The sequence below is a fragment of the Neobacillus cucumis genome, from assembly GCF_023715505.1.
Genome location: NZ_JAMBOH010000002.1, coordinates 397,125 through 409,398 on the forward strand (window position 1 = coordinate 397,125; position 12,274 = coordinate 409,398).

13 protein-coding genes are annotated in these 12,274 nt (G+C 41.1%); 5 read left to right on the top strand and 8 right to left on the bottom strand.

Features of this window, described 5'->3' with window-relative positions; all coding sequences use genetic code 11:
• The first annotated feature begins 87 nt into the window (after positions 1-87).
• Entirely contained in the window at positions 88-246 is a 159-nt protein-coding gene (locus tag M3226_RS04495) for a hypothetical protein (protein WP_251562991.1), read from the top strand.
• 114 nt (positions 247-360) lie between these two features.
• Here the strand turns inward: M3226_RS04495 and M3226_RS32180 are convergent, their stop codons facing one another.
• Positions 361-492, bottom strand: coding sequence for a hypothetical protein (locus M3226_RS32180; protein ID WP_285857720.1), 132 nt, complete (start codon positions 490-492; stop codon positions 361-363).
• Positions 493-585: 93 nt separating this feature from the next.
• Here M3226_RS32180 and M3226_RS04500 point away from each other — a divergent pair, with 93 nt between their 5' ends.
• The gene (locus tag M3226_RS04500; RefSeq protein ID WP_098532010.1) at positions 586-792 is read left to right on the top strand and encodes a YozQ family protein; all 207 of its coding nucleotides are present in this window, start codon (positions 586-588) and stop codon (positions 790-792) included.
• A gap of 211 nt (positions 793-1,003) precedes the next feature.
• Here the strand turns inward: M3226_RS04500 and M3226_RS04505 are convergent, their stop codons facing one another.
• Positions 1,004-1,759: a TraR/DksA C4-type zinc finger protein gene (locus M3226_RS04505; protein WP_251562993.1), complete on the bottom strand. Its 756-nt coding sequence runs from the start codon at positions 1,757-1,759 to the stop codon at positions 1,004-1,006.
• A gap of 228 nt (positions 1,760-1,987) precedes the next feature.
• Between M3226_RS04505 and M3226_RS04510 the strand changes: the two genes are divergently transcribed.
• Both M3226_RS04510 and M3226_RS04515 read left to right on the top strand, forming a co-directional pair.
• A complete protein-coding gene (locus M3226_RS04510) occupies positions 1,988-2,149 on the top strand; it encodes a hypothetical protein (RefSeq protein ID WP_251562995.1) in 162 nt (53 codons plus the stop codon).
• A 94-nt stretch (positions 2,150-2,243) separates the two neighbouring features.
• Positions 2,244-3,617, top strand: a complete 1,374-nt coding sequence (locus tag M3226_RS04515) for an amino acid permease (RefSeq protein ID WP_251562997.1) — start codon at positions 2,244-2,246, stop codon at positions 3,615-3,617.
• Positions 3,618-3,751: 134 nt separating this feature from the next.
• Here M3226_RS04515 and M3226_RS04520 read toward each other — a convergent pair whose 3' ends face one another.
• From M3226_RS04520 to M3226_RS04530, 3 genes are all read right to left on the bottom strand, one after another.
• Positions 3,752-4,378 (bottom strand): LysE family transporter, encoded by a 627-nt coding sequence (locus M3226_RS04520; protein ID WP_251562998.1) that lies wholly within the window; start codon positions 4,376-4,378, stop codon positions 3,752-3,754.
• A 131-nt stretch (positions 4,379-4,509) separates the two neighbouring features.
• Complete coding sequence (locus tag M3226_RS04525; protein WP_251563001.1) at positions 4,510-5,550, bottom strand: glycosyltransferase; 1,041 nt, start codon at positions 5,548-5,550, stop codon at positions 4,510-4,512.
• An 18-nt stretch (positions 5,551-5,568) separates the two neighbouring features.
• Positions 5,569-7,245, bottom strand: coding sequence for a DUF6044 family protein (locus M3226_RS04530; RefSeq protein ID WP_251563003.1), 1,677 nt, complete (start codon positions 7,243-7,245; stop codon positions 5,569-5,571).
• A 175-nt stretch (positions 7,246-7,420) separates the two neighbouring features.
• Between M3226_RS04530 and M3226_RS04535 the strand changes: the two genes are divergently transcribed.
• Positions 7,421-8,407, top strand: coding sequence for a potassium channel family protein (locus M3226_RS04535; RefSeq protein WP_251563005.1), 987 nt, complete (start codon positions 7,421-7,423; stop codon positions 8,405-8,407).
• Here M3226_RS04535 and M3226_RS04540 read toward each other — a convergent pair whose 3' ends face one another.
• The 3 genes from M3226_RS04540 to M3226_RS04550 form a co-directional block, all read right to left on the bottom strand.
• Positions 8,408-8,818, bottom strand: coding sequence for a YugN-like family protein (locus M3226_RS04540; protein WP_251563007.1), 411 nt, complete (start codon positions 8,816-8,818; stop codon positions 8,408-8,410). It abuts the gene before it with no gap.
• Between the two features lie 178 nt (positions 8,819-8,996).
• On the bottom strand, positions 8,997-10,343 hold the full coding sequence (locus tag M3226_RS04545) for a glucose-6-phosphate isomerase (RefSeq protein WP_251563009.1): 1,347 nt from the start codon (positions 10,341-10,343) through the stop codon (positions 8,997-8,999).
• Positions 10,344-10,454: 111 nt separating this feature from the next.
• Positions 10,455-11,618, bottom strand: a complete 1,164-nt coding sequence (locus M3226_RS04550) for an iron-containing alcohol dehydrogenase (RefSeq protein WP_251563011.1) — start codon at positions 11,616-11,618, stop codon at positions 10,455-10,457.
• Between the last annotated feature and the right edge of the window lie 656 nt (positions 11,619-12,274).

Below are 12,274 nucleotides of genomic sequence, written 5' to 3' on the forward strand. Positions count from 1 at the left end.
CTAAATGTGGTGGCGACTGTCCTGGGACTCTAGACTAAGACGTACCCTGCATGAAGGCGCTTTTTGCCTTCTTCAGGGGGGCTAGACTTGCGTCCCAAGGAGCCGAAACTGGATAAGCTGAAGACCATCGAGGGGCTAGGCGCTGGAGCTAGACAATTCTCAAAGTCAAAAACTTTTATACCTGCTTATCTACTAAAAACTTCAATCGAACCCGTTTTGACTGATTTTGACATGCTTCCTTGTTAAGTTTAAGCAGACTTGCCTCAAAAATCATATCAAAAAGAACCTAGATGGGTCCAGAGAAAAACTCTTGTATGATTTAAAAAATATTGAGTGAGGGCAAAAAATATGCCCTTACTCTTATATCTCCTCTTTTTCTTGCTTTTGCATTTCCACTTCTTCCACGACAGTAATCCGGTTAATTTGATCATGTAGATAATGGAAGGCCTGATCTAGCTCTTCACGAGATGGAAATTCATTTTTTTGTTTCATTGCTTATTCCCCTTTCAAAAATTTTTAGGAGTAATTAATGTGAAATAAGAAAAAATACGGTTGTACCATAATCTAAAAAGGGAGGTTACAAAGGTGGAACATAAGAAAGCAAATCCTAAAAAAGAACTTGCGGGCAGTTTTTATCATCCAAGCTACTACAAAGAAAGTGACGACCTATCTTCTGGCATTGCTACTTCTCACGAGCAAGTGAGCGATACTTATACAGAAGGAGAAATTGGGGCTGTCATTGATGATGTTAATGGCAAAGATATTCCAATTCCTAGAAAAGGTTTCGAATAAAGTAGAAAAGCGCAAGGCGCCTGCCTATCGGCGACAAGCACAAGACGAGCCGGCCGAAAGGTTGTTCTTTAACCTTTTGGACGGATTGGCTTGTGACCTCGAGCCGATGGCGCCTGGAGCTGGACAATTATCTAAGTCAAAATTTTAATACCTTCTTTTCTTGAAGTAGGAAAACAGCTCTCAATTGAAAGCTGTTTTCTTTTTTTAGCTATCACTTCTCATCTTCAACATATGGGTCATGTTCATAACCAGGTAAATCCCCGTAACTTGTCATAATTCCTTCTTCGTCGAGTTCAGCCTCGTATTTTTCATGCTGAGCATTCGGATAAACCGTTACATTGTTACCATACATATCATTTCCAACAAAGTTTTCATAGTCCTCTACATAACCAATACTTTCTTCGGATTCATTGTATGTGTCATTAAAGTGGTCTTTAGGAAAAGCAAGATCAGAAGGTGTATCAGATGTTCCCCACTCCGCGACTGACTGCCAGGAATCCTCCGCATCAAAGGTCACATTTTCATCAGATTCATCCATATCAAACTTACCAAATGGAGGCATTAGGACGCCTTCTTCAATTGGCCGGTCATGGGAGGTCACTTGGTCCGGGCTATGCTCGATACAATACGTTGTATTAGGCAGTGCTTCTAACCTTTCTGTTGGTATCTCCTTACCGCAAACCTCACATTTTCCGTATGTTCCCTCTTCCATCGCCTCTAAGGCGCGATTGATATTATATAACTGTAATTTCTCGTGCTCAAGGAGAGCATTATCCTTTTCACGTTCATAAAGTTCTGTTCCTTCGTCAGCAGGATGGTTATCATAACTTGATAACTCCCCCATTGACTCGTGATAATGTCCGCGTTCAAATCCGAAATGGTCGTTCTGGTCGAGTCGTTCCTCTATTTCACTTTTTTCCTTTAACAGTTGTAACCGTAACTCAGCTAACTGCTGTGTCGATAACATGTTATTACCCCTTTCAGAAAACGCAATTTAACTATTTATTTCACCAGCAAGGTTTTATTATTTACTGTTCCTTTATATTTTCATTTTTTTCATGGTTGATTATGTAATAAAAATTTAATTCCAATAAATTTCCCTTTGTTTTTTCAGGGAGCAATCGAATAAGTTTTAGTCTGTCGTGTATCTTAAGAATGATAAGGCGAAAATTGAAGAGAAAAGAGGGGATTTTGAATGGTTAATGAAAACTTTGATAAATTTAGGAAGGTTGAGCAGGAACATCAAGGAAAGTATCTTGGCAGCGACAAAAATCAACAGCCCGGCCTAAATGATCGTGAATATAATAATCAATCCATTACAGATAAATCACCAGGTGCAACAGGACGAAATCTGTAAATGCCTCCCTCCCCATAAGGAAGCTACAAGGTTGGGCGGACTGCCCTCCCAGCCTTTTTAACATCAGCAATGTTTCGATACAAAGGAGAATACCATGAGTAAATCCAAATCAGGTGCGAAAGAAAAAAACAATATGAAATGGTGGCAGTTGTCACTATTTGGAGTGGGCTGTACGATTGGAACAGGCTTCTTCCTCGGCTCAGGTCTTGCTATTAAAATGGCCGGGCCCGCTATATTGCTTGCATTTTTAATTGCTGCGCTTGGTACTTACTTTGTCTATGATGCTTTGTCCAAAATGACCTCACAAGATCCTTTAAAGGGCGGGTTCAGGTCATATGCCAAGAAAGCTTACGGGCGTTGGGCCGGCTTTAGCAGCGGCTGGGTTTATTGGTCATCAGAAGTGCTAATCATGGGAAGCCAATTAACAGCACTATCCATCTTTTCACGCTTCTGGTTTCCAAACATTCCATTATGGATATTTACCGCCATCTACGCGGTTTTAGGCTTAACGATTATTTTAATCGGAGTTAAAGTGTTAAATAGGCTTGAAAATATTTTGGCTATTTTAAAAATATCTGCCATCACGATGTTTATTGTCATCGCACTGCTTGCGCTCTTTGGTGTGATTGAGGGTGACCGTCCGATACAGTTTCCGAATAGTGCCAATGAAATAATACCGCATGGGACAATCGGCTTGTGGTCTGCCGTTATTTTTGCCTTTTATGCGTTTGGCGGAATCGAAATTTTAGGTTTAATGGCGACGAAATTAAAGGATCCCAGTGAAGCACCAAAAGCTGGAAAAGTCATGCTGTTTACCCTCATGTTTATTTATGTATTGTCGATTGGTTTAGCCGTTACGATGGTGTCCTGGAATGGATTTAATACAAAGGAAAGCACCTTTGTTGTCGCCTTAAAGGCATACCATTTGCCTTTTATCCCGCATTTCTTTAATGCTGCGCTTATTATCGCCGGTTTTTCGACGATGACTGCTTCCTTATATGGAGTGACCAGCGTATTAGAAACACTTGGTGAGGAGGAGGACGCTCCTGCATGTTTTGCAAAAAAAGGGAAACTAAAGGTTCCATTATGGACTTTGATCGTTACCATGCTCGGCATCACAGCATCGATCGTCTCGGCCTTGGTACTGCCGGATAAAATTTATGAGTGGGTTACCACAGCGGCAGGCTTAATGCTCCTTTATAATTGGCTGTTTATTCTTGCATCCTCAAGAAAAATTTTAGAGTTAAAGGTAAAGGAAAAGATTATGTATACGATCGGAGCCTTGTTTATTTTAATTGCTGTGAGCGGAACCTTATTTCATGACACAAGCAGACCTGGCTTCTTTATTAGTTTAGCCTTTATTGGGGTCATCGGGATTATTACCTTTTTCCTGAGTTTTAAATGGAGAAAAGAAAAGAGAAAAGAAAAAAGCAAGAGTAAAGTACTCAAGCCTTGGCCAACAGCATAGAAAAGCGGAAGTGCCTTGATCAGAGACGCAAGGCTACAGACGAGCCGGCGAGGAGGCTGCTCTTTAGCCTTCTTGACGGATGGATCTAATCAGAAATCCCCAAAAAAGTCAGCTGCCTAAGGCTGACTTTTTGATTACCCAAATAGATTATGAAACGCTTGCATACCAAAGTAAATTCCAAAACCAATCAAGGATATGCCGGATAGACACGATATAACAACCAGTAAGTGGGACGTTAAGAATTTGCGGAAGCTGCTCGCTACACCTGCCATCGTAATATCCCAGATCAGCAGCCCAATGAAAATAGCACTGCTGTAAAGAATTAATTGGCTTGTCTCATAGGTAGCCGCCGTTTTAGCAAGAACCGATCCATAAATCCCCAACCAAAAAAGGATGGTTAAGGGGTTGGAAATCGACATCAAAAAACCAGAAAAAAATGATTTATAAAGCGGTTCTTTTCCTCGTGCCTGTTGTAGATTAATTTTTCCGGCATTCATAAAGGTTTCGATTCCTGTATACATCAGCACAAAGCAGCCAAAGAACCACAAGAAGGTTTGCATAAAAGCGGTCTCTAGGAATTGAACCACACCTATGTAAACAACAAGCATATAAATTCCATCAGCCACCACGGCTCCTACCCCTATAAGCCATGAGTGCATAAAGCCATTTCTAATCCCCCGATCAATTTGGGCCGCATTAATGGGCCCAATTGGAGCGGCTAGCGATAACCCCAACAGTACATAGCTCAAAAATACATTCATTAATACCTCTCCCCCCAAAGCAATGGATAGATGCCTGTCTATCCATGTGTATTCAAAAGGAGAGGGTTGTACAACTAAAAAATAGAAAAAAGAGCTTTCCACATTTAATAGAAAGCCCACCGTTTTAAACGTTACTTATTTGATTCCGATACCTGCCTAAAGTCGAAACTGAATCCTCCCTCATCTAGCGGCTGATTAAGCAAGTGATGCCTTGGTACAGGTAAAGAATAGGAATCAATTTCAACAATATATTTAGGCCGGTTCTTGGTTTCCTTATAAATTTTCCCAACATATTCTCCTATCAATCCGATGGCAATCAACTGTAGCCCGCCAATTAACCAGATCGAAGTAATTAAGGACGTCCATCCAGTTAGGGTTGTACCAAAAAATTTTAGGAATAAGAAATAAGCTCCAAAAACCAAACTCATGAAAAAGGATACCAATCCTATTATTAATACAAAACGGATGGGAGAAACAGAAAAGGATGTAATCCCATCGAAGGCAAACCCAAGCATCTTTTTTAAAGGGTATTTTGTTTCTCCAGCCTGCCTTTCTAAGCGGTCATAATAAACCACATCGGAACGAAAACCTAATAATGGTACAATACCCCTTAAAAATAAATTAACCTCATTGAAACGCTCGAGTTCTTGGACAGCACGTTTGCTTAACAGCCGAAAATCAGCATGATTATAAACAAGGTCAACACCCATTTTTTTCATTAGTTTGTAAAACCCTTGGGCTGTGCTTCGCTTAAATAGCGTATCTGTCTCCCGCCCTTTGCGGACACCATAAACAATTTCAAAGCCCTGATGGAACTTGACGATAAACTCCCGAATCACTCGGATATCATCCTGGAGGTCCGCATCAATTGAAATCACACAATCAGAATGTTCCTTTGCCGTAAATAGCCCCGCCAGCAAGGCATTTTGATGGCCGACATTCCGTGATAACTTCAGGCCGCGGACACAGTCGTTGCGAAGCCCCTCCTTATAAATTAGCTCCCATGTTCGATCCTTACTGCCGTCATCAACAAATAAGATTTTACTCTGTTTTGAAACAAGCTCATCATCGATCAGTTCTTTTAGCTGCCCCGCGAGCTGTTCAATGGTGTCTGGTAAAACTTCTTCCTCGTTATAGCATGGTACAACAATGGTAAGGACTGGTTCTATCATTTATAATCCCCTCGCTGATTACATGGTTTTGTATAAATAAATCTTCCAAGCTGAATTTTTTGAAGAGAATACCATTTCAAGTAAAAGCTTGTTCTGGCTGGCATTGTCGATTGGAAGGCTTGAAAAGATATATCGGCCGCCCATCTCCTTAAAGACTTTCGTATTTAGCTGAAGATTTTTTAAGTGCTGTTTTGAATCCTTCTTAATCATATATCTTTTCCCAAGCTGGGCTGTAAAAAGGTAACAGCGCCCTCCCCACTTGTCATAGTATGTTTGGATTGTTTTATTTTTTGATAATTCCTTTGCAATGATTTTTCTAAACTGATGTTTATAGCTTAATGGATAAAAATTGTTATAGGTATCAATTGTATAAAAACCGTTGAATTGAGAAATGGCCGGATGGAGTCCGATACTAGCAACACGATATTCTTCGGGATTTTGACCGATATAATCCTTTATTTCGGTAAACAAGTCTTCTGCAAAAAACTCCTTAACCGTTGGCTTCTCCCGGTAGACGATTTCATCATTCAATAAACCCAAAAAAACAATTTGCGAAACGACCAGCCATTTCGCTATTTTGATCCCATCGAGTCCATGAACGGCAATAATTTTTAAGGCAAGGGCAAAGCTTGCATAAATCACCATTGGTCTTAGAAAATGGTAGCGGGCAAAATTAAAGGTATCCATAAAGTGAAAGATTTTTGTTAATGGCAGCCAGCCCTCATAAAACCAAAAGGCATACCATAATGACAGGAACATATTTAATCCAAATAAAAAGACATAAAGCTTTTCCTGCTCCCAAAGTTTTTTTGCAACCACGATATAGATTGCCATTAAGGTTGCCGGCAGAATAATGAGGGTATGTACGGTCATCACATGTGTGTGTCCTAGTAAGTAGTTTTTTACAAAAAGCCTAACCGCTCTCCAAAATGGTAGATGGGCATGAAAGTATTCATCACGGCTATTAGGTTCGGAGGAGAACAAAAAGGAATAAATAAGCCGATATTCCACCAGCATAAAAATACCCGTCATGTAACTAATCGCAAATAAAAAGCGCAGGTTCCAGCCCTTCCCGCGTATAACATCCCATAGCCAAAAGACTCCCATCGCGCTTAGAAAAAAGAAAAAACCTAATACAATGCTTGCGTACAAAGGAAGTAGTGTCAGCACTAGATAGTCTTTCCATGTATCCTCATGTTTTCGGATATTGAGAAAGGCCCATAGTGCTAATGGCATGCCTAGTGTACTTAACATCCCTGACGGCCAAAAAGGGGTCAGAGCAAAAGCAAGTGCACTGCCAATTTTTATGACAAGCCATCTATTATCAGGCATTAGGTGGTCTTTAAGTAATAAATACATACCAAAGAAAGCAACAATTCTTGTGAGTGCTTGGCTTAATCCGTAGGCAATCATTGTCGGGAAGAGCGCATATAACCAGACAATCACACTGTATTCCGTCCCAAAGGCATTTCTCGATAATTGTCCATTAATAATTTGCGGTATGACGGCATTAACGCTGCCAAACATTTCCCCACTTCTTGCTAATACCTTATACCAAGCTAAATTGGAATCCAGATTATCATGAACCCGGATATGGGCATTTTCCTGCAAAATAAATAGTGGAGAGAGATAGACCGCAATCACAATTAAAGCGAAAAGGATTAAGCTACGCTCCTTTTTCGTTTCAATAACCACTCTTCTACACCCCTATGTTCAAGAGTTCTTCCATTTTAAAATTTACTGAAGGAATGAAATTTATTCCAAAAAACAAAAAAATGGCGATTTAATGATATTTGATTCTAAAATGGTAGAGATTATGAGACTCCCTACTTTTGACCATAATAGGTAATATAGAAACGAGGTGCCGGTGATGCCAAACAGAGTTTATATAGGCTTTTTACGCTTACCGCTTCTAGTACGCATCTTAATGATGGCTTTATTGGTCTTTCTTACATTTGGGATTACGATACACTTTTTAGAGCCTGATACCTTCCCAACCGTCTTTGATGGGATTTGGTGGGCGATTATTACGGCATCCACCGTTGGATATGGTGATTACGTGCCCCATTCATTCTTTGGCAGAGTAACTGCCTTACTATTAATCCTTTTTGGCGTGGCTTTTGTGTCCTCTTATTTTGGGACATTAGCTGCTGCGGCTGTTACCAAACAAGATGCTCTTTCAGAAGGAAAAATCCCTTTTAAAGGGGCTGGTCATATCATCATCATCGGTTGGAATGAGCGGTCCAAAGAATTAATTCATAAGCTGGCCAGAACAAATAATCAGCAAATGATCGTCTTAATTGATGAGACGCTTGAAGCAAATCCCGTTAAATCGAGATTTGTCCATTTTATCCAAGGAAAAGGCCATGTGGATGATACGATTATGAAAAGTGATATTGAACATGCGGAAAAAGTACTCATTACAGCGGATCGGGGGAACGATGAACTTCAAGCAGATATGAACAGCATCTTAACATTACTTACGATTAAGGGCCTATGTCCACAAGTAAAATGTATTATTGAAATCTTGACGGCTGAGCAAGTAATCAATGCCAGACGAGCAGGCGCAGATGAAGTAATCCAATCCAATAAATTAACAAGTGTCTTTATGATTAACAGCCTCCATTCGAATGGAGATGGACTATTATTAAATGTAATCAATCAACTGCAAGAAAGCAGGCTCTTCACTAATTCCGTAAAAAGAGCCGATATCGGCAGGAGCTTCAAAGAAATCGCTGTTGAACTGATGGAGGATGGATGTTTATTAATCGGATTAAAAAGAGGGGATGAAACGATTCTAAATCCCCCCAACTCGTTTAAAATTGAAGAAAATGACAAGTTATTGACATTTAAATAGTTATTGGGTAGATAAAAGGACGTTTTCTAAATTGGCCACTAACCTTTTTCCCCTTTCGATATATTTAGTTGGAATATCGGCATCCGAATCAATAGGTGCTTGGAATTGATTTAAAGAAGCCGAAAAGTTACCGGTATCACCGTGGTCATCAATTCCGTATTCATACTGGTGTGACAATAGGAACGGTCTGCCGATTTCGACTGTACATCCTCTAGTATCCAGCTCGCCATCAACAGCTGTAAATGGCACCCTTAAAAACTGATAACTTTCTTCGTCATTCAGTTTATAGTCGAATGCACCATGATCATAATCCCAATTCCCGCCAATCGTATAGCCGATTGGCTTTAATTTTTGCTCAAGCTTATACAGGTCAAATTGTTGTCCTTCGATCTTGGATTGAATTTCAAACATATACAAATTCCCCCCTTTTCTTCTAAAAGAAATAAATTTGGACTTTGAGTTGTCCAGCTCCAGGCGCCATCGGCTCGAGGTCACAAGCCGATAGGCAGGCACCTTGCGCATTTCTTATAGTTTCCCCAAACAAAAGAGTGCTGATGCAAAATGGCATCAGCACTCTTTTAAAAATAATTTATAATCTCTTCTCAAGTTCTGCTTTCTTTTCTTCAAAGCCAGGTTTGCCTAATAGAGCAAACATATTGACCTTGTAAGCTTCAACGCCCGGCTGGTCAAATGGGTTCACTCCAAGAAGGTAGCCGCTCATCGCACATGCTTTTTCAAAGAAGTAAACGAGGTAGCCAAATGAATACTCGTCCATTTCAGGGATGGAAACAATTAAGTTTGGCACACCGCCATCTGTATGAGCAAGCATGGTGCCTTCAAATGCTTTGTTATTAACAAAGTCGATGGTTTTTCCCTCTAAGTAATTAAGACCATCTAAATCATTTTCAAAGGCTTCAATGGATAACTCATGGCGTGGCTTGTCTACCTTCACAACCGTTTCAAATAAATCACGTCGTCCTTCTTGAACGTATTGTCCTAAGGAGTGAAGGTCTGTTGAGTAGTTGGCTGAAGATGGGTAAATTCCTTTTTGGTCTTTCCCTTCACTTTCACCAAACAATTGCTTCCACCATTCATTAAAATACTGTAAGCCTGGTTCATAGTTAATCAGCATTTCAATCGTTTTTCCTTTATTGTAAAGGACATTTCTTACGGCCGCATATTGGTATGCTGGATTCTCTTCAATTTCAGACTGACCGAAATCGTTTTGTGCCTGGCGGGCACCTTCCATCATCTTTTCAATATCTGCACCGGATACAGCAATCGGCAGGAGACCTACAGCTGTTAAAACGGAATAACGGCCGCCTACATCATCTGGAATCACAAAGGACTCGTAGCCTTCTTCTGTCGCTAAAGTCTTAAGAGCGCCTCTTGCTTTGTCTGTAGTCGCATAAATGCGTTTACGCGCTTCCTCTACACCGTATTTCTCTTCCAAAAGCTTACGGAAAATACGGAAGGCAATCGCTGGCTCTGTAGTTGTACCTGATTTTGAGATAACGTTAATGGAGAAATCTTTACCATCTAACAGATCCATTACATCGCGCATATAGGTAGAACTAATACTGTTTCCAACAAAAATGATTTGTGGATTGCTGCGTTTTTCTTTTGGAAGTGCATTGTAAAAGCTGTGGGAAAGCATATCAATCGCTGCTCTTGCCCCAAGATATGATCCGCCGATTCCGATTACAAGCAGAACGTCTGAATCAGATTTAATCTTCTCTGCAGATTTTTGAATCCGTGAGAATTCTTCCTTGTCATAGTTGGTTGGCAGTTCAATCCAGCCTAAAAAGTCATTTCCAGCGCCTGTACCCTCGTGAAGAGAATGATGGGCAACTTTTACGGCATCACGTAAATATGTAATTTCATGTTCTCCAAAAAAGGAGAGGGCCTTCGAGTAATCAAAGCGAACGTGTGTCATGTATGATCCTCCATAATTTTATTTTTCAGTTATCACTTTACCTAAGCTTGAGAAAATTATCAAGAAACCTCAGCTGGTGAAAGCGCACCCATTTTCGACAATTTCCTACTTTTATAATGATGCCCGGTAAATGGCTAGTACGTCGTCACGGTTTAGCTTTTTAAAGTTACCAAACTCCCCATTGACCATCGCACGGTCAGCCATCAATTCAATCTTGCTGTCATCAATATCATAATCAGCCAAACGCGCAGGAGCCTCTATACTGTTCCAGAATTCACGCAGCTTACTAATTCCTTCTAAACCTGCTTCCTCCGCCGTCTTGCCTTCCGGATCTACGCCGAACACCCTGACAGCGAGCTTCTTAAAGCGCTCAGGTTTCACACTTAGATTATGCTCCATCCAGTGAGGGAATAGGATCGCCAATCCGCCGCCATGTGGAATATCGTAGACTGCAGATACCGCGTGTTCTAAGTTGTGTGTTGCCCAATCGCCATGATAGCCCATATTTACCATACCGTTCAATGCCATTGTACCGGCATAAAGAATCGTAGCACGGTGTTCATAGTTTTCAAGATCAGCTAGTAACTTAGGAGCTGTCTCCATTACGGTAATCAGCAAGGACTCACACATGCGGTCTTGAAAATCTGTATTTTCTTCTAGATGGAAGTAATGTTCTAACACATGGGACATCATATCAACCATGCCATAAATGGTTTGATTTCTAGGAACGGTAAAGGTATTTACCGGGTCAAGGATTGAAAATTTCGGGAATGTAACCGCACTTCCCCAGCCGTATTTCTCATTGGTTTCCCAATTCGTAATAACGGAGCCAGAATTCATCTCAGAACCAGTTGCTGCAAGCGTTAAAACCGTTCCAAACGGCAGTGCTTCATGTGCAGCGGTTTTCTTTATGACAATATCCCAAGGGTCTCCTTCATATTTAGCACCTGCGGCAATCAGTTTGGTACAGTCAATGACACTACCGCCCCCTACTGCTAAAAGGAACTCGATACCTTCTCTTTTACAAATTTCCACACCTTTTCTAGCTGTTGAAATACGCGGATTCGGTTCCACACCTGAAAGTTCAAAAACCTGAGCTCCTATTTCAGCTAAGATGCCGATCACATTATCGTAAAGGCCGCTTTTTTTAATACTGCCGCCGCCATAAACAAGTAACACCTTTTTCCCATATTGCGGGATTTCTGTTTTTAATTGTTCTAGCTGGCCTTTTCCAAAAATCAATTTGGTTGGATTCAAAAATGTAAAATTCTCCAAAGATAAACACCTTCCTTTTCAATTACTATTATTATTTATAATGTTCCATTTTGCAAAAAACTAGACTGTCGTCCTCGACCCCCTTCTTATCTGTTGTAGCTTGTGAAGACTTTGGCTTTCGGGGGTTATGACTCGGGCTTATCTGTCGGAGGGCCGGATTCCTTTTCCCTTCGGGGGTTATGACTCGCTCTTATCTGTCGTAGCATCGGATGCCTTTTCCCTTCGGGGGTTATGACTCGCTCTTATCTGTCGGAGCACCGGATTCCTTTTCCCTTCGGAGGTTATGACTCGCTCTTATCTGTCGTAGCACCGCATTCCTTTTCCCTTCGGGGGTTATGACTCGCTCTTATCTGTCGTAGCACCGCATTCCTTTTCCCTTCGGGGGTTATGACTCGCTCTTATCTGTCTTAGCACCGCATTCCTTTTCCCTTCGGGGGTTATGACTCGCTCTTATCTGTCTTAGCACCGCATTCCTTTTCCCTTCGGGGGTTATGACTCGCTCTTATCTGTCGTAGTGCCGGATTCCTTTCCCCTTCGGGGGTTATGACTCGCTCTTATCTGTCGGAGCACCGGATTCCTTTTCCCTTCGGGGGTTATCACTCGCTCTTATCTGTCGTAGTGCCAGATTCCTTTTCCCTTCGGGGGTTATGACTCGC